This is a genomic window from Candidatus Nitrospira bockiana, assembly GCF_965152565.1.
The window spans coordinates 3,763,561-3,781,044 of the sequence record NZ_OZ224215.1; the positions used below are offsets into that span (position 1 = coordinate 3,763,561).

14 protein-coding genes are annotated in these 17,484 nt (G+C 63.8%); 11 read left to right on the forward strand and 3 right to left on the reverse strand.

Annotated features, from left to right (window positions below; all coding sequences use genetic code 11):
• Positions 1–23 precede the first annotated feature (23 nt).
• Entirely contained in the window at positions 24–800 is a 777-nt protein-coding gene (gene ubiE / locus ACWHYV_RS18430) for a bifunctional demethylmenaquinone methyltransferase/2-methoxy-6-polyprenyl-1,4-benzoquinol methylase UbiE (RefSeq protein ID WP_447977948.1), read from the reverse strand.
• Between the two features lie 138 nt (positions 801–938).
• On the opposite strand from ubiE, the gene ACWHYV_RS18435 reads away from it, so the two are divergent.
• The 6 genes from ACWHYV_RS18435 to ACWHYV_RS18460 all read left to right on the forward strand — a co-directional run bounded on the left by ACWHYV_RS18435 (position 939) and on the right by ACWHYV_RS18460 (position 8,692).
• Positions 939–1,265: a carboxypeptidase-like regulatory domain-containing protein gene (locus ACWHYV_RS18435; protein ID WP_447977949.1), complete on the forward strand. Its 327-nt coding sequence runs from the start codon at positions 939–941 to the stop codon at positions 1,263–1,265.
• Position 1,266: 1 nt separating this feature from the next.
• Positions 1,267–2,166 (forward strand): hypothetical protein, encoded by a 900-nt coding sequence (locus ACWHYV_RS18440; RefSeq protein WP_447977950.1) that lies wholly within the window; start codon positions 1,267–1,269, stop codon positions 2,164–2,166.
• Between the two features lie 118 nt (positions 2,167–2,284).
• Entirely contained in the window at positions 2,285–4,795 is a 2,511-nt protein-coding gene (gene uvrA, locus ACWHYV_RS18445) for an excinuclease ABC subunit UvrA (protein ID WP_447977951.1), read from the forward strand.
• Positions 4,796–4,910: 115 nt separating this feature from the next.
• The gene (locus ACWHYV_RS18450) at positions 4,911–5,240 is read left to right on the forward strand and encodes a DMT family protein (protein ID WP_447977952.1); all 330 of its coding nucleotides are present in this window, start codon (positions 4,911–4,913) and stop codon (positions 5,238–5,240) included.
• A gap of 407 nt (positions 5,241–5,647) precedes the next feature.
• Positions 5,648–6,064 (forward strand): DUF3015 family protein, encoded by a 417-nt coding sequence (locus ACWHYV_RS18455; protein ID WP_447977953.1) that lies wholly within the window; start codon positions 5,648–5,650, stop codon positions 6,062–6,064.
• Between the two features lie 171 nt (positions 6,065–6,235).
• A complete protein-coding gene (locus ACWHYV_RS18460; RefSeq protein WP_447980753.1) occupies positions 6,236–8,692 on the forward strand; it encodes an ATP-binding protein in 2,457 nt (818 codons plus the stop codon).
• A gap of 72 nt (positions 8,693–8,764) precedes the next feature.
• On the opposite strand, the gene ACWHYV_RS18465 is transcribed toward ACWHYV_RS18460, so the two are convergent.
• Positions 8,765–9,835, reverse strand: coding sequence for a cytochrome-c peroxidase (locus ACWHYV_RS18465; RefSeq protein ID WP_447977954.1), 1,071 nt, complete (start codon positions 9,833–9,835; stop codon positions 8,765–8,767).
• Between the two features lie 573 nt (positions 9,836–10,408).
• On the opposite strand from ACWHYV_RS18465, the gene ACWHYV_RS18470 reads away from it, so the two are divergent.
• Genes ACWHYV_RS18470 through ACWHYV_RS18490 form a run of 5 tightly spaced genes read left to right on the forward strand, consistent with a single transcriptional unit; the run spans position 10,409 to position 16,782 of the window.
• Positions 10,409–11,629, forward strand: coding sequence for a hypothetical protein (locus ACWHYV_RS18470; RefSeq protein ID WP_447977955.1), 1,221 nt, complete (start codon positions 10,409–10,411; stop codon positions 11,627–11,629).
• A gap of 58 nt (positions 11,630–11,687) precedes the next feature.
• Positions 11,688–12,437, forward strand: coding sequence for a hypothetical protein (locus tag ACWHYV_RS18475; RefSeq protein WP_447977956.1), 750 nt, complete (start codon positions 11,688–11,690; stop codon positions 12,435–12,437).
• A gap of 44 nt (positions 12,438–12,481) precedes the next feature.
• The gene (locus ACWHYV_RS18480) at positions 12,482–15,265 is read left to right on the forward strand and encodes a response regulator (RefSeq protein ID WP_447977957.1); all 2,784 of its coding nucleotides are present in this window, start codon (positions 12,482–12,484) and stop codon (positions 15,263–15,265) included.
• Positions 15,250–15,630 carry a response regulator gene (locus tag ACWHYV_RS18485; RefSeq protein ID WP_447977958.1) on the forward strand — a complete coding sequence of 127 codons (381 nt, stop codon included), beginning with the start codon at positions 15,250–15,252 and terminating at the stop codon, positions 15,628–15,630. Before ACWHYV_RS18480 ends, ACWHYV_RS18485 begins: the two co-directional genes overlap by 16 nt.
• 36 nt (positions 15,631–15,666) lie before the next feature.
• Positions 15,667–16,782, forward strand: a complete 1,116-nt coding sequence (locus ACWHYV_RS18490) for a response regulator (protein WP_447977959.1) — start codon at positions 15,667–15,669, stop codon at positions 16,780–16,782.
• A gap of 31 nt (positions 16,783–16,813) precedes the next feature.
• Here the strand turns inward: ACWHYV_RS18490 and ACWHYV_RS18495 are convergent, their stop codons facing one another.
• Entirely contained in the window at positions 16,814–17,332 is a 519-nt protein-coding gene (locus ACWHYV_RS18495; RefSeq protein WP_447980754.1) for a TIGR00645 family protein, read from the reverse strand.
• Positions 17,333–17,484 lie beyond the last annotated feature (152 nt).

Genomic DNA, 17,484 nt, shown 5'->3' on the forward strand with positions numbered 1-17,484 from the left:
CACTCAGAACTCAGCACTCAGCACTATTTTGTAGCGACGTGGATCGCGACGATGCCGCCGCTCAGGTTCCGGTACTCCACCTGGCGGAAGCCGGCGTCACGCAGCAACTGGCACAAGCGCTCCTGATCGGGGAACGTGCGGATCGACGCCGGCAGGTATTCATAGACCCCGGTGCTGTCGTGCGCCACCTTCGTGCCGATCCAGGGCAAGAGCCGAAAGGAGTACCAGTCGTACAGGGCCCGGAGCCATCGGGAGACCGGACGCGAGAACTCGAGGCAGACGAACCGGCCGCCCGGCTTGAGGACCCGGTGAATCTCCGCCAAGGCCGCAGGCAGATTTCCGACGTTTCGCATGCAGAATCCCGCCGTGGCGGCATCGAAGCTGCCCTCGCGGAAGGACAACCACTCGCCGTTCCCCCGCAGGCACGTGACCGCGCCTCCCCGCCCCCGGGCCTGCACCTTCCGGCGCCCTTCGCGCAGCATCGCCGCATTGAGATCGACCGCCACCACATGCCCCTGCTCCCCGAGGCGCGGCGCAAGCAAGAGCGCCAGATCAGCCGTGCCGGCCCCGATATCCACCGCTCGGCCCGCCACGGTCGGCGGCACATGGGCGACGGCGAGGCGCTTCCAGCGGTGATGGAGCCCGAAGCTCAGGAGCGTGTTGTTCAGGTCGTAGCGCCGGGCGATCGCCGTGAACATCCGCTGCACGGCCTGCTCGCGGGCGCGTCCCGACCATTGGGAGACGACACGCGCCGAGGCCGGCGGCGAAGAGAGATCCGGAACCGTATTCCGCTTCAACATTCGATGGACCTAGCATCCGCTTCGCGGCTTTGTCAAGGTAAAGAGCGGGCCGCGGCGGCGGCCGACTCGGCCTGGAACGCGCTTGTCTTCTCAGATCGTCCTCCCTACAATGCGCTGCCCTGTGGAAGGAGGTCCGTCATGACACGTGGGGCATTCGCGTTCCTGGTCTGGCTCCTCCCCGCCCTGGCCGTCGCCGGAGAAATCCGAGGGACGATCACCGACGGCGGGAAACCGATCGGGGCCGGCGTCGGCATCGACGTGCAGTGCGGGGAGCAGCGCTACTCGACCACGACCGACAAATACGGCGCCTATCGCCTGTTCGTCCCCGAGAAGGGCAAGTGCCAACTCAGCGTGGCCTATCAGAACCAAACGCCGTCACGCGAGATCGTCTCCTTCGACGATTCCGCCCGGTACGACATGGTGCTGGACAAGGACGGCGGGCAGTACGTGCTGCGGAGGAAATAGCGTGGCCGAGAAGGGACGGGACGCCTGGGACAAAGCCGCGATCATCCTCCAGTCGTTGGGCGGCTTCGTCACCGCGGCCGTCGTCGCCACCTTGGGCATCGTCGGCTCGCACTATCTCAACGAAAAGCAGGCGATCGACACGAACGTGCGGCTGTACACCGAGCTGATGAGCAAGCGGGAGGAGTCCGAGAGCGCGCTCCGCAAGGACATGTTCGCCTCGATCATCGACACCTTCCTCAAGCCGCAGGCGCAGTCGCTCGACACGCGGGTCCTCAATCTGGAGCTGCTCGCCTACAATTTTCACGAATCGCTGAACTTGAAACCGCTGTTCGTGAACATCGATCACCACGTCCGGGCCTCGCACGAGAAGGCGACCCCCGACTACCTGGCCCGGCTGAACCGCGTCGCCCGCGAGATCACCCGCAAGCAGATGGTCGTCTTGGAGGGGGCCGGACAGAAATTCGACCGCAAGTTCACGCTGGCCAACGTCCCGACGTCGAGGAGCGGACTCCCCGTGGAGCTCGAGGAGTCCACCCTCACCGTCGAAGGCATCGAGCGCGAGTTCCGCGTCTTCGTCATGGAGGTGAATCCCGAGACGCAGGAATTGCGGTTGCGGCTCGACGTCATCACCCCCGATCAGCCCCTGGCGACCTTCACGCTCAACAGCGTGGAGTTCTGGGTCGGCTTCTACGATTTCCCGATGATCGATCATACCCGCTTGTCGCACGACCAACGCGTGGCCGTCACGCTCGACCATTTCGAATCGGGGTTCGCGAACCTCACCGTCGTCTACTTCCCGGGGTCGTACGCCAGCCTCAAAGAAAAGCCGTACTATCAAGAAGTGGTGAAAGAGCTCCTGAAGGCGACCGGGGAGAACCTCAGGGCGCGGACCGCCCGCTGACCGCAGGTGCCGGTCTCCTCTCCGTGCATGCTATAATCTCGCACCCGTTGCCGGACGGCGGAGCGACGAGCGGCGCTGGACCGGCCATCATTACGATCCCCACGGTCTCCTACAGGCTATGAGTCACCAGATCGTCATTCGGGGCGCACGCGAGCACAACCTCAAGAACCTCGATGTGACGATTCCCCGCGACAAGCTGGTCGTCATCACGGGCCTGAGCGGGTCCGGGAAGTCGTCTCTGGCCTTCGACACGATCTATGCCGAGGGGCAGCGGCGCTACGTCGAATCGCTGAGCGCGTACGCCCGGCAGTTTCTGGAGCAGATGGGGAAACCGGACGTCGATTCGATCGAGGGCCTCTCCCCGGCGATCTCCATCGAGCAGAAGAGCACGAGCCACAACCCGCGCTCGACCGTCGGCACCGTCACCGAGATTTACGACTACCTGCGCCTGCTGTTCGCACGCGTGGGCCATCCGTTCTGCTTCACCTGCGGCGATGAAATCGCGGCCCAAACCGTGCAGCAGATGGTCGATGCGATCCAGACGCTGCCGGAGAACACGAAGTTCCAGATCCTCGCGCCGATCGTGCGCGGCCGAAAGGGCGAATACAAGAAAGAGCTCCTCGACATGCGCCGGGCGGGGTACGTGCGCGCGCGGATCGACGGCCGCGTGGTCGATCTGAGCGACGACATCGTCCTGGACAAGCAGAAGAAGCACACGATCGAGGTGGTCGTCGATCGCCTCGTCATGAAGCCGGGGGAGACGCTCAGCCGGCGGCTGGCGGACTCGGTCGAGACCGCGCTGAAGCTGACCGACGGGTTGGTGGGCGTGCTGACGGAGAGCGACCAGGTCCGCCTCTACAGCGAGAAGCTGGCCTGCATCCGCTGCGGCGTGAGCTACCCGGAAATCACGCCGCGCATCTTCTCGTTCAACAGTCCGCACGGGGCGTGCCCCGCGTGCGACGGCATCGGGTACGCCGTCCGACCGGGCTGCCCGGAAGAGGACGATTTCACGCTGTTGGAACGCTGCGCCGTCTGCAAGGGGGCGCGCCTCAAGCCCGAGAGCCTGTCGGTGAGGATCGCCCGCCATTCGATCGCCGACGTCACCCAGCTCTCGGTCCGGGCCGCCGCCGACTTTTTCGAGTCGTTGAAATTCACCGAGCGGGAGGCCTTCATCGCGCAACGGATCTTGAAGGAGATCCGCGAGCGCTTGGGCTTCCTGGTCAACGTGGGCCTGGACTATCTGACCCTGGACCGGCCGGCCGCCACCTTGTCGGGCGGCGAAGGTCAGCGGATCCGCCTGGCCACCCAGATCGGCTCCGGCCTGGTCGGCGTGCTCTACATCCTCGACGAGCCGTCCATCGGCCTCCATCAGCGGGACAACCGGCGGCTGCTTCAGACGCTGCTTCGCTTGCGGGACATGGGCAATACCGTGGTCGTCGTCGAGCACGATGCCGAGACGATGCTCGCGGCGGACCACATCCTCGACATGGGACCGGGCGCCGGCGCGCACGGCGGCGCCATCATCGCCCAAGGCACGCCGGCCGAGGTCATGGCGGATCCGGCCTCGCTGACCGGACGCTACTTGCGAGGCGCGGCGGCGGTGAGGCTCCCGGCCCGCCACCGGCCGCCCAAAGGCTTTCTCACGGTCGTCGGCGCCCGGAAGCACAATCTGAAGAACGTGACGGCCAAGATCCCGCTCGGGCTGTTCACCTGCGTGACCGGCGTGTCGGGATCCGGCAAGAGCACGCTCGTGCTGGAAGTCCTGTTTCACTCGTTGTCGCAGCTCCTCTACGAGAAGAAGCCCAAGATCGACGGTTGCAAGGCGTTGGCCGGAGTCGAGGCGCTCGACAAGGTCATCGACATCGATCAGTCTCCGATCGGGCGCACGCCGCGCTCGAACCCTGCGACCTACACGGGTCTGTTCACCTTCATCCGCGACCTGTTCACCAACCTGCCCGAGTCCCGCGTGCGGGGCTACAAGGCCGGACGCTACAGCTTCAACGTCAAGGGCGGGCGCTGTGAAGCCTGCGAAGGCGACGGCCTCATCAAGATCGAGATGCACTTCCTGCCCGACATCTACGTGACCTGCGAGGTCTGCAAGGGGCAGCGGTACAACCGCGAGACGCTCGACATCCGGTACAAGGACAAGAACATCGCCGACATCCTGAACATGACGGTCGACGAGGCGATGGAGTTCTTCGAGCACATCCCCTTCATCCGGCGAAAGCTCGAAACCCTGCACGACGTCGGATTGCACTACATCAAGTTGGGCCAGTCCGCCACCACGCTCTCCGGCGGCGAGGCCCAACGCGTCAAGCTCTCCCGCGAATTGTCCAAGCGCCCGACCGGCCGCACCTTCTACATCCTGGACGAGCCGACGACCGGGCTCCACTTCGCCGACATCCAACGCTTGCTCGACGTGCTGAATCGCTTGGTGGAAGCCGGCAACACGGTCCTGGTGATCGAGCACAACCTCGACGTGATCAAGAACGCCGACTGGATCATCGACCTCGGGCCGGAAGGCGGCGACCGCGGCGGCCAGATCGTGGCCGAAGGCGCGCCGGCCGACGTGGCGCGGGTGGCGCGGTCGTATACGGGACAGGTGCTCCGGGAAGCCGGCGTTCGTTAGGTCCGTTGCGTCCGTTAGGTCTGTTTTGTCCGTTAGGTCCGTTTTCGATGAACGGACTCAACGGACCTAACCGACTCAACCGACCCAACGCTCTTCTCTTCACTCAGGAGGACGCATGGCGACGATTGCCTTGCTCACGATCTCGAACATCTTCATGACGATCGCGTGGTACGGCCATTTGAAGTTCAAGGGCTCGCCGCTCTGGAAGGTCATCGTCGTGAGCTGGGCGATCGCCTTCGTCGAATATTGCTTCCAGGTCCCGGCCAACCGGATCGGGCACTATCAATTCACGGCGGCCCAGCTCAAGACCATGCAGGAAGTGATCACCCTCGTCGTCTTCAGCGTCTTCTCCGTCGTCTACCTCCAGGAAGACCTGAAATGGAACTATCTCGTGGGATTCGGCCTCATGGTCCTCGCCGTGTTCGTGATCTTTTCCGATTGGTGACCCGCGCCTGACGGCTTGGGCGTCGGACGCACGCCGACATGGCCGGCCTGTTGCTACTGATCGTATTCACCCCATTTCTCTCCCACAATAAAGCTCGAGAAGTTCCAACCAATCGTTCAATGGTGCTCCATGTCCAAGAAGTGTGCGCATCCATCCTGTACCTGTCAGGCCGAGCCCGGAAAAGAGTTCTGCAGCGATACCTGCCGGAATGAGACGGCTCTCGCCGGGCGCTGCCGTTGCGAGCACCCCGGCTGCAAGGGCCGCTGACGGCGGGCTTGGGAGGCCTGCGGCACGGCGCGCGCTCGTGGTCCGAGGCGACCCGTCTGCCGTTGGACGACATGACGAGGAGGACGACGACTGATGGTCGTGAGGCTGGGGACCAGCCGATGACAAGGAGGAGATCTCACATGCAGACATCACGAAGGCTCGCGTGGAGCCGCATCCTCATCCTGGCAGGGGTGGCATTGACCGCGTCGGCCTGTAATACGACGAAGGCCACCGTGGATACGATGGTCCGATTTTTCTCGAGCACGACCCCGCAGTCCGTGTTGACCGTCGACGGCCTGGTGGACGAGCGCTACAAGGTCGCCATGTTCGCGGGCCTGGAATACGACAACCTCCAGGCGGATGCCGCGCGAGGCGGCGGCGAATACCTCGATTCCTTCGGCACGCTGCTTCGCGTCCCGTCCGGCTCGTTGGAGGAGTTCGGCGACCTGGCGCAGCACCAGTATGCGAGCTGGTTCACGGCGCCGGACGACGCCCCTCGAGCGCGGGCCGAACGGCTGATGACGGCGGCGGAGCCCTGGATCGCACGCCAGCGATGACCGAGCGCAGCCGGGATCCCCGGCTGCGTGTCACCTTCACCCTGGACCACGCGTTGTCCCGCCTTCAGGACGTGGCGCTCCTTTCCTGACGCCCCCCGCCTTGCAGTCCACTCGCGTGCACCCTAGAATGCGCGTGGCCGGTGCCCGCCCCGGTCGACGATCATGAAGGGCATGGACGACTTCGAAAAGCTCGGCGTCTTCTACCTGGGACGGCCGTACGATCTCGCGAAGAAGAAGGCGAAGGCCGGCTGGCTGCTGTACGATTCGAAAGACCTCGTCACGCACGCCGTGTGCGTCGGCATGACGGGGAGCGGCAAGACCGGCCTGTGCGTGGGGCTCCTCGAGGAAGCGGCGATCGACGGGATCCCGGCCATCATCATCGATCCCAAGGGAGACCTCGGCAATCTGCTGCTCACGTTCCCCGAGCTCCGGCCGGACGACTTTCTCCCGTGGATCAACGAGGACGAAGCCCGGAAGAAAGGGCTGCCGCCGCCCGAGTACGCCGCCCAACAAGCCGATCTGTGGAAGAAGGGCTTGGCGGCCTGGGGCCAGAGCGGGGAACGAATCACGCGGCTCCGAGAGTCGGCCGAGTTCGTGATCTACACGCCGGGAAGCCAGGCGGGGATCCCCGTCTCGATCCTCAAGTCCTTTGCCGCGCCGTCACCCGAGCTGCTCGCCGACGCCGAGTTGTTGCGCGAGCGTGTCAGCACGACCGTCACGAGCCTGCTCGGTCTCCTCGGCCGCGAGGCCGACCCGATCAAGAGCCGGGAGCACATCCTGCTGTCCACGATCGTGGCGCACGCCTGGGAGCACGGGCGGGACCTCGATCTCCCGGCGCTCATTCAGCACATCCAGCAGCCGCCGGTGACCCGCGTGGGGGTGCTGGACCTCGAGTCCTTCTTTCCGTCGAACGACCGCTTTGCCTTGGCCCTCGAGCTGAACAATCTGCTCGCGGCTCCGGGCTTCGGGGCCTGGATGGAGGGCGAGGCGTTGGACATCGGCCGGCTGCTCTACACCGCCCAGGGGAAGCCCCGCATGGCGATCTTCTCGATCGCCCATTTGAGCGACAGCGAGCGGATGTTCTTCGTCGCGCTCCTGCTCAATCAGATGCTCGGCTGGGTCCGCACCCAGTCCGGCACCACGTCGCTGCGCGCGATCCTGTACATGGACGAAATCTTCGGCTACTTCCCGCCCGTCGCCAACCCTCCGTCCAAAGGCCCGCTGTTGACCTTGCTCAAGCAGGCGCGCGCCTTCGGCGTCGGGGTGGTCCTGGCGACGCAGAATCCGGTCGATCTCGACTACAAAGGACTCGCGAACACGGGGACCTGGTTCATCGGCCGGCTGCAAACCGAGCGGGACAAGGCGCGGGTGTTGGACGGCTTGGAGGGCGCGGCCGCGGGAGGCGGCACGACGTTCGACCGGCAGCGGATGGAGCGGATCTTGGCGGGGCTGGGTCGCCGCGTCTTCCTGTTGCACAACATCCATGAGGACGCCCCGGAGATCTTCGAGACCCGGTGGACGCTCTCCTATCTCCGGGGGCCGCTCACACGATCGCAGATCAAGGATCTCATGCGGGGAGCTCCTCGCCCGACACCTGCCGGAGCGGACACGGCGGCGGGCGATCGAGCCGGACCTGTGCAGGTCGGCGCCGAGCTGGAATCCGCCGCTCCGGCCGGCTCGCGCCCCGTCCTGCCCCCCGACGTGCCCCAACATTTCATCCCGCTTCGCGGAACTCGCCCCGGGGGCGCGCGACTCGTCTACCGGCCGGCCGTCCTCGGCCTCGCGCATGTCCGGTTCACTGATCCGAAGAAGGGTGTCGACGTGAGCGAGGAGGAGGCCTACCTCACGCCGATCCAAGCCTCCCCGGCCCCGGTTGCATGGGAATCCGCCGAGCCGATAGACCTCACGCTTTCCGAGCTGGAAACGGCCCCCACTGCGGGCGCGGCGTTCGCCGAGCTGCCGCCGGAGGCAGCCAAGGGCAAAGCCTATGACACGTGGACCAAGGAGCTCGCGGGATGGCTGTACCGCACGCGGACGATGGCGCTCTGGAAGAGTACGGCGCTCGGCCTCGTGTCGAGGCCCGGCGAATCGGAACGGGACTTCCGTATCCGCTTGCAGCAGGCGGCTCACGAGCAGCGCGACGAAGCCGCCGAGCGGTTGCGACGGAAGTACGCGCCGAAGATCGCCTCGCTCCAGGATCGTCTCCGTCGCGCGGAGCAGGCGGTCGTCCGGGAGACGGAGCAGCAGCGGCAAAGTCAACTGCAGGCGGCCCTGTCCGTCGGAGCGACCCTGCTCGGAGCGTTCCTCGGCCGAAAGACGATCAGCTCGACCACGATCGGGAAGGCGCAGACGGCGATCCGCGGGGCGGGCCGGGTCATGAAGGATGCAAAGGACGTGGACCTCGCGCGGGAGAACGTGGAGGCGCTCCAGCGGCAACTCGCCGAGTTGGAGGCTCAATTCAAGGCCGAGATGGACACGTTGACGGCCGGTCTCGACCCGCTGACCGAGCCACTGGAGACGGTCGCCGTCCGGCCGACCAAGAGCCAGATCACCGTTCGCCTCGTCACGCTCGCCTGGACGCCCTATTGGCTCGACGAACACGGCCGGGCGAGCCCGGCCTGGCGCTGAGCGCGCCCGACACCCCGCGCACCGCCCGCCGAGACCGGATCGCCGAAGGCCCCAGGTGAGCGAAGGCCTCCTTCAAGGGAGCACCGGCATCTCGATCTTCAGCGGTTCCCCGGTCAACGCCTCCAGGAACGCGACGAGCTCCGCCTTTTCCTCAGCGGTCAGACCAAGCGGCTGCATCAAGGGACTGAGATGGGGATTCGGGCCTCCTCCTTGGTCCAGGAAGTCGACCACTTCCTCCAAGGTGAGAAACACGCCGTCGTGCATGTAGGGCGCGGTCTCGAGCACGCTTCGTAAGGTCGGCGTCTTGAAGGCTCCCTTGTCCCGCTCCTCGCCCGTCACATAGTACCGGCCCAGATCCTCTTGTTGGCGCCCCACCTGAGGCACACCGAGATTGTGGAACTGGTTATCGGTAAAGTTCGGACCATTGTGGCACAAGATACAGCGTGCCTTGCCCTTGAACAGCTCGAGCCCTCGGATGGCCGCCTCATCCATGGCCTTGGCATCACCTGCCAGATAGCGATCGAAAGCAGAATTCTTCGAGATGAGGGTACGTTCGAAGGCGGCGATTGCTTCGGCAATCCTGGGCAAGCTTACCTCCGCCCCGAACACCTCCTGGAACTGCCGTTGATACCCGGTGATCCGCTGGAGCTTGGCCGACAGGTGCTCGGCGGTTTCGGCCATTTCGATCGGATTCTGGATGGGGCCGAGCGCCTGCTCCTCCAACGAGCGGGCACGGCCATCCCAGAACTGCCAGGGATTGAAAGCGGCGTTCAGGATCGTCGGCGCTTGACGGCCTCCCACGAGATCATCCACGCCGGCCGATGTGGGATGTGGATCCGCAAACCCGGAACCGGGGATGTGGCAATAGGCGCAGGAGACCCGATCGTTCCTGGAGAGGCGGCCGTCGAAATACAGTTGCTTCCCCAACGCGATCTTGGCGCTCGACCGTTCGTCGTTGACAGCGCCGGGCACCGACGACGGTAAGGGCCCGATGTCAGGGACTGCGATCCCATCGAGGATGACGAGCGGGCTCCCCGCCGACGACGAGATTCGAGTCGGAGGACGGCCTGAGCCGTACAGCCCATCCCCCACGGTCACGGCTATCCCGGCGAAGAGCGCAAGAAGGAACACGGAGGGCCGCATGACTCGACCCTGATTCACAGCCTAGCCCTCACGGAGTCAGTGGATGACTCCGTTTGCGCGACGCAGCAAGAGTAAAGCCAGATGCCACTTGACGTCCCCTCGGGCCCCTTTGGGGATCACCTCGACAGCGCCATGCTCCCCAAGGCTTGAAGAATCTTCCCGTTCCGGGCATCCCTCCGGCGTACTGGTTCCTTTCGCCTTCCCGCCTCTCGGGAGTGGCTCACTGTCCCGGATACCCATCCAGGTCTCCGGATATGTATCGGATGCAGTACAAGGAGTTATCGCTTTTGATACAGGGAACGGTCTCCGTTCAGACTCTCAGGTGCTCTCCATCGACCTCCTGCCAAAGAGTGAAGGCGATGTCGCGGACTTATACATGCATTCTCGAGAACGAGCGTGGTGAAGGGGATGGCACAGTTGATGCCTCGAACGTCCCTCGAAACGGGTGCTCACCCCAGCCCCACTGGGCAGAGAGCATGGAGCGAGACCGTGGTCCTGAACCCGGTCGGCGTTGCGTCACGACGTCCGGCACACTGGGGGCCATCCAAGACAAGGGGCGCTGCGTGCCTCGCCTTGGCAGTCCTGGTCCTCGCGGTCGCCCTGCTCACCGCGGCCAGGGAATCACAAGCTATTCCAGCCTTTGCGCGCAAATACAACGCGGATTGCGCCATGTGCCACTACCCGGTAGTTCCCAGGCTGAACAACTTCGGGCAGCAGTTCCGGCGTGCAGGCTACCGAACCCCGGCCGAGTTCAACAAGGGGCAGGATCTGACGAATGTCGGTCACTTCCTTTCCGCCCGGGTGCGCGCCCAATTGGGCTACGAGAACAACAAGGGCTCAGTCGAGCGCAGCGAATTCAGGTTTCCCGACGTCTCGTTGTTCTATGCGGGGGCCCTTTCACGGAACTTCTCGGCGTGGATCCACGTGTTTGCCAGTAACAGCACGAGCGTCGACGTTCATGGTCACGTTCAGGGCATTTACGGGACCGCCGAGCAATTCGTGAGCGCGCGAATCGGACAAATGCACATGCTTCAACAGGAAGGCGTGGGAGGGTTCGACCGGTCCACCGGCATCACGTTGCCTCCCACGCAGACGCTCGCGCTCACGCGCACGAGCGCGCTGACGAACGGGCAAGCGGTCGCGTTCAACTTCGATCAGAGGCAGAAGGGAGTCGAGCTCGCGTACGTGCGTGGAGCAGGCAGGCTTCTGGTCCAGATTTCCAACGGCCTCAATCAAACCGGGAGCGGCACCGCCAACGTCGGGGACATCGACCCGCAAAAAGACTACATGTTGGCGTACGATCACCTGCTCGACGAGATCGCCTCGGGGTTCACCGTGTTCTATTACCACGGCACCACCCATGGCGGCGTGACTCCCCTTGGAACGACGGGCGCGCCCGCCTCCATCGGTCAGCAGTTCAATTTTTCACGCTACGGGATGAATCTGAGCAAGTGGTTCCCGGTGGGCGGTTATGGGTTTGTTGAGCTCCAGGGCGGCTATATCAGGAGCCACGACAACAATCCCGGCCTGGTGGCGCCGGATGTCCAAGGCAACGCCTTCTACATCGAGTCCCAGCAGTACGTGATGGGGCCGGAGGTCACCTTGTACGAGCGCTATTCCTGGATCGACCTCGATGCGGCGCGGAAGAACAGCGCACGGAAGGATTACACCGTCGGCGCGGTCACGCCGGTTCAGACCTGGCTGCGGGTCACCGTCGAATACACCTACACGGACAACCGATTCACCGGACTGACGGGGCATCTCGCCCTCCTCGAATTCCAAGGAAACTGGTGAGTCCGGAGGGCTGGGAAGGCGCCCGCGGAACGGGAACCATTCCACCTATGAGGGATTCATGCAAAGGGGAACACCACGAGCCATGATGATCGTGCTGATGGTGATCGGTGGATTACTTGGCCCCCTCGGTCCCGCCGATGCCTATGACGAAGATGCGGCCGTCGCCGGCGCGGCGGTGAACGGGGTGGTGACGTTTTCCGGAGCCATCCCGAAACCCGAGCTTCTGCCGGTCCATCGGGACAGCAAGTTTTGCGGCGACACGGTCGCCGTCGAGACGCTGCACATCGACCGTCTCTCGCGAGGCCTCGCGGGCGTCGTGGTCAGCCTGGAGGGGATCCAGCGGGGCAAACCGCTCGTTCCGGAAAACGTCGTGATCGTCTTTGAAAACCACACCTGCCGCTTCGTTCCGCGGGTCAGTGCGGCGGTGATCGGAAGCCAAATGGAGATCAGGAACATCGATCCCATCCTGCACAATACGCATATCCGCCAGGGGGACCGATTCGGGCCGACCGTGATCAACGTGGCGCAGCCCGCCGGATCCAAGGTGATCCGGAAGCCTCTCCGGGTCGCGGGGCTCCTCGATATCCGCTGTGACGCCCATACCTTCATGAGGGCGTCGATGCATGTGTTCGAACACCCCTACTTCGCGGTGACCGACGGCATGGGACGGTTCGAAATGACCCACGTGCCGCCCGGAACGTACCGGCTCCGTCTGTGGCACGACACGGTGGGGACCCGAATGAAAACGGTCACCGTGCCGTCGAGCGGGCTGCTCACCGTGGATGCCGACTTGAATTCCGACGAGTGACGCAGCAGAGCCGTCCCCTGAAACCCGTTGGCCGAGGAGACGCCGTGGCCTTCGCCGATCGACCGTTCCTGGCGCCGCTGCTGGAGAGATGGCGTGCGAGCGTTCGCCTTCGTCATACCGTGAGCGTCTCCGTCATCGTCCTCTTGATCATGGGACTAGGCTCCGCGGTCATGCTGCATCAGCACGGCGCGACCATCCGAAAGGCCGCCGAGGCCCGCGGCCTGGCCTTCAGCCGCACCTTCGCGCTGATGGGTGCGGCGGCGGTCATCGACAATCTGTTCCGGATCCAGGAAGCGATGGGGCGCTATCTCCAGGATCCCGATCTCCTGCAGATCGACGTCATCGATCCCGACAACATGATCATCGCCGCGAAATCCCCCGACCGGATCGGCACGGTCCTCACCCCTGCGGACTGGCTCGTGCCGATGCAAAGCCGGGCCGAGCTCGTTCATTACACCGTCGATGCCGCCGGCCAGCCGATCCTGATCATCGTGGAGCCCCTGTTGGACAATGATCGGATCGCGGCGTGGGTCCGTATTATCTTTTCCCTGTCTCAGGTCCGTCATGAAGAAGTGCAGGCCTTTCGGCGGATGACGGTCGTGACGTTGGCCTTGATCGCCGCCGGGATACTGGGAATCGGGGTGGCGCAACGCCAAGCGTCGCGGGTGTTTCGCGGGATGATCGCTCAACTGCAAGCCACGCTGGCCACGCTCACGGTGTCCGAGGGGAAGGAGCGCGCGGACGCGAAGGCGGCCGGACTGCCCAAGCCCTCGCGTGCCTATCAAGGCGAATTCGAATATTTGACGGAGGTGGTGTCGCACATCACCGGATTGCTCAAGACCCAATCGGAAGCCCTGCGCGAATCCGAGCTGAAGTTCCGTTCCGTGGCGCAATCAGCCAATGATGCCATCGTGTCAGGCGACACGAATGGATGCATCATCGCATGGAACCATGGCGCCGAAATCATGTTCGGGTATCGCGAGGAGGACGTGGTGGGCAAGCCGCTGACGCTCTTGATGCCGGAACGTTATCGGGAGCGGCACGCACAGGGACTGAAGCGGCTCGCCGCCACCGGGGAGTCGCGGATCATCGGGAAGACGCTTGAGCTCGCGGGTCTCAGATGCGACGGCTCGGAGTTTCCCTTGGAGCTGTCCCTGGCCACCTGGAAGACCGGCCAAGGGACGTTCTATACGGGCATCATCAGGGACATCACCGACCGCAAGCGTGCAGAGGAGGCGTTGCGGGCCTTGACGGCGTCGCTCGAGCAGAAGGTCGCAGAGCGAACCGCGGAGTTGGAGCGAGCGCGGGATCAGGCCCTCATCGCGACGCGCCACAAGTCCGAGTTCCTCGCCAACATGTCCCACGAGCTGCGCACGCCGCTGAACGCCGTCATCGGATTTTCCGAGGTCCTCATCGAGAGAATGTTCGGGGATGTGAACGAGAAGCAGGAGGAATATCTGCAAGACATCCTCTCGTCGGGGCGACACTTGCTCGCCTTGATCAACGACATCCTCGACCTCGCAAAAGTCGAGTCCGGCCGCCTCGAGCTGGAGATCAGCACCTTTCGCCTGCCGGCAACGCTGGAGAACACCGTCACGCTCGTCCGTGAACGAGCGCGGCGCCATGGCATTCACGTCACACTCGAGATCGACGAGCGGTTGGACGACTTCACGGCCGATGAACGAAAGGTCAAACAGGTGATCCTCAACCTCCTGTCGAATGCCATCAAGTTCACCCCCGATGGAGGAGCCATTGCCCTCAAGGCGAGCTCCCGAGACGAGCGGCTGGAAATATCGGTGACCGATACCGGCATCGGCATCGCCCCCGAAGAGCACGAGCGGATTTTTGGCGAGTTTCACCAAGCCGGCGGCGCCCAGGCACGAGCGCGTGAAGGGACGGGGCTGGGACTCGCACTGGCGAAGAAATTCGTGGAGCTGCACGGCGGGAGGATCTGGGTGGACAGCGAGGTGGGGCGGGGCAGCACGTTTACCTTCACGCTGCCGTTTCGGTCGCCGCGTGAACCAAGAGCCGCGGACTCCGTCGGCACGCTCGCTGCCGATCATGATCGTCCGCTCGTGTTGGTCGTCGAAGACGAACGGGCTGCAGCCAAACTCCTCTCGATCTACTTGGTCGAGGCGGGCTTCACCGTCGAGGTGGCCGAAGACGGAGACGTCGCGTTCCAGAAAGCCGAGGCGCTTCGCCCCGCCATCATCACCCTCGACATCTTGATCCCCAAGGTGGAAGGCTGGGACCTACTGGTGCGTTTGAAGGCGAACCCGCAGACGGCCGCGATCCCGGTCGTGATCGTCTCGATCGTCGATGAGCGGGGCAAGGGGTTCGCCTTGGGTGCGGCCGATTATCTCGCCAAGCCGGTGACCCGCGACGAGTTGATCGGCGCCATCCGTCGCGTGACGCAGCGGCTGCAACCGGCTCCGCACCGGATCGCCGTCCTGGCCATAGACGACGACCCGATGCTGCTCGAGCTGACGGAAGCCGTCCTGCAGCCAGAGGGCTTTGCGGTGCTCAAGGCGACAACCGGCCCGGAAGGCGTGGCACTGGCCCGCACCGCACGTCCGGATCTCGTTGTGCTGGATCTCTTGATGCCGGGCATGGATGGATTCCAAGTGGTCGACGAATTGAAGGCCGACCCTCGGACGACCGACATCCCGATTCTGGTCTTGACGAACAAGTCCTTGTCTCCGGAGGACAAGAACCGCCTGAACGGCCGGATCAGCGACCTGCGACACAAGAGCGAGTTCAGGCGGGCGGATTTCGTGGCTCACCTTCGTTCACTCTTGCAGTCAAGGTCCGTATGTCCCAAGAGCTGATCCTCATCATCGAGGATAACGAAAAGAATCTGAAGTTGGTGCGGGACATCCTCCAGTTCATGGGGTACCGGACCGTTGAGGCCGCGACGGCGGAGGAGGGGCTCACGATCGCCCGAGCCCGCCGCCCCGCGCTCATCCTCATGGACGTCCAGCTTCCTGGGATGGACGGCATTACGGCTCTCCGGCATCTGCGGTCCGACCCGACGACGGAAGGCATTCCCGTGATGGCGGTGACGGCGTCCGCGACGAGCTTGGATCGGGAGCACATCTTGGAAGCAGGATTCGACGGGTACGAGACCAAACCGATCAGGCTGAAGGAATTCACCGAAGGGGTTAGGAAGATTCTCGATTCCCGTCCAGTCTGACCCGCTGAAGCCCCTGCCAGCAAGCAACGAGGACGCATGAATGCAAAGAAAACCATCTTGGTGGTCGACGACACGCCGGCGAACGTCAAGTTATTGGTGGACGTGCTTGGATTCCATGACTACGGCGTCCTGACGGCGAGCTCCGGTGGAGAGGCCTTAGCGCAGGTGGCCAAGGAGTCGCCGGATCTGATCCTGCTGGATGTCGTCATGCCCGGGATGAGCGGGTACGACGTCTGCCGGAAGATCCGCGAGAACCCGCGGACGGCGATGCTTCCCGTCATTATGGTCACGGCCTTGGATCCGAGCCAGGAACGGATCAATGGAATTGAAGCGGGGGCCGACGATTTCCTCACGAAGCCGATCAACAAGGCCGAGCTGCTCGCACGGGTCCGTTCTCTTTTGAGGATCAAGGAACTGCACGATACGGTCGAATCGCAGGCGGCTCAGCTCGCCGAGTGGAACAGGACGTTGGAGCGACGGGTACAGGAGCAAGTGGCGCAGCTCGACAGGCTGGGACGACTCAAGCGCTTCTTTTCACCCCAGCTCGCCGAGCTGATCGTGACGGGGGGCGCTCAGGATCCTCTGCACAGCCACCGGCGGGAAGTCACGGTCGTCTTCCTTGACCTCAGGGGCTTTACCTCGTTTGCCGAAACCGCCGAGCCCGAGGAGGTGATGTCGGTCCTCCGGGAATACCACGCCGAAATGGGACGTCTGATCGTCGAGCATGAGGGGACGCTGGAGCGGTTTGCCGGCGACGGCATGATGATCTTTTTCAATGATCCGGTCGAGGTGGACAACCCCGAAGAGCGGGCGGTCCGGATGGCCATCGCGATGCGCGATGCAGTCAGACGATTACGGGAGCGGTGGAAGAAGCGCGGGTATGAGCTCGATGCCGGAGCGGGCATCGCAACGGGATACGCGACCATCGGGGCGATCGGCTTCGAAGGACGGTGGGATTATGGCGTGATCGGCACGGTGACGAATCTTGCCGCCCGCCTCTGCGGCGAGGCTCAACACTGTCAGATTCTCGTCTCACAGCGGTTCCTCAATAAAGTGGAGGACTTGATCCACGCCGAACAGCTCGGGGAGCTCATGCTGAAAGGGTTCGTCCGTCCCATCACGACCTATAACGTGCTGAGCCTGAAGACCTGACCGATGGCACCATACGGTTTTTTCAACGTGGCTAGTGGCGCCCGTGGCGATCTTTCTGCATGATCTTGTCGGTCCAGGCGAGCAGGATCGCGGAGCCCAGGAAGGTCATGTGGATAAAGATTTGCCACTTGATCTGCTCGGGAGAGACGTTCGCGACGTTGACGAAGGCCTTCAGCAGATGGATGCTCGAGATGCCGATCAACGAGGCGGCGAGCTTGACCTTGATCGTGCCGGGATCGACGTGACTGAGCCAGTCCGGTCGGTCTCGATGGCCGTCCAGGTCGAGCTTGCTCACGAACGTCGCATAGCCGCCGATGACCACCATCGTCAAGAGATTCGCGACCATCGTGATGTCGATCAACGAGAGGACGCCCAGCATGAAGATGGTTTCGCTCAGCTCGCGGATGCTGTGGACCATCTCCCAGAGCTCGACGAGGAACTTGTAGGCGTAGAGGCATTCGGCGACGATCAGCCCTCCGTAGAGGGGCGCTTGGATCCATCGGCTCGCGAAGACGATGACCTCGAAGCCCTGCTCGATCCGGGTCCCCATCCCGTTGACCGAGCGCGTAGACACCAGCCCCATCCTGGGCGATTCCGTCAGATCCGACATACACCCTCCTCCCTACTCCTTCATGGAACATCGCCCGCGCGACCGGCGGCCGAATCAAGCGCGCTATCCTAGGGGACCACCGGGGCGCTGTC

What these genes read in the sequence shown, in the direction of transcription:
- ACWHYV_RS18490 (WP_447977959.1), top strand. Translation starts at nt 15,667, where the DNA reads ATGAATGCAAAGAAAACCATCTTGGTGGTCGACGACACGCCGGCGAAC.
- uvrA (WP_447977951.1), top strand. Translation starts at nt 2,285, where the DNA reads ATGAGTCACCAGATCGTCATTCGGGGCGCACGCGAGCACAACCTCAAG.
- ACWHYV_RS18485 (WP_447977958.1), top strand. Translation starts at nt 15,250, where the DNA reads ATGTCCCAAGAGCTGATCCTCATCATCGAGGATAACGAAAAGAATCTG.
- ACWHYV_RS18465 (WP_447977954.1), bottom strand. Translation starts at nt 9,835, where the DNA reads ATGCGGCCCTCCGTGTTCCTTCTTGCGCTCTTCGCCGGGATAGCCGTG.
- ACWHYV_RS18475 (WP_447977956.1), top strand. Translation starts at nt 11,688, where the DNA reads ATGCAAAGGGGAACACCACGAGCCATGATGATCGTGCTGATGGTGATC.
- ACWHYV_RS18460 (WP_447980753.1), top strand. Translation starts at nt 6,236, where the DNA reads ATGGACGACTTCGAAAAGCTCGGCGTCTTCTACCTGGGACGGCCGTAC.
- ACWHYV_RS18495 (WP_447980754.1), bottom strand. Translation starts at nt 17,332, where the DNA reads ATGGGGACCCGGATCGAGCAGGGCTTCGAGGTCATCGTCTTCGCGAGC.
- ACWHYV_RS18450 (WP_447977952.1), top strand. Translation starts at nt 4,911, where the DNA reads ATGGCGACGATTGCCTTGCTCACGATCTCGAACATCTTCATGACGATC.
- ACWHYV_RS18435 (WP_447977949.1), top strand. Translation starts at nt 939, where the DNA reads ATGACACGTGGGGCATTCGCGTTCCTGGTCTGGCTCCTCCCCGCCCTG.
- ACWHYV_RS18455 (WP_447977953.1), top strand. Translation starts at nt 5,648, where the DNA reads ATGCAGACATCACGAAGGCTCGCGTGGAGCCGCATCCTCATCCTGGCA.
- ubiE (WP_447977948.1), bottom strand. Translation starts at nt 800, where the DNA reads ATGTTGAAGCGGAATACGGTTCCGGATCTCTCTTCGCCGCCGGCCTCG.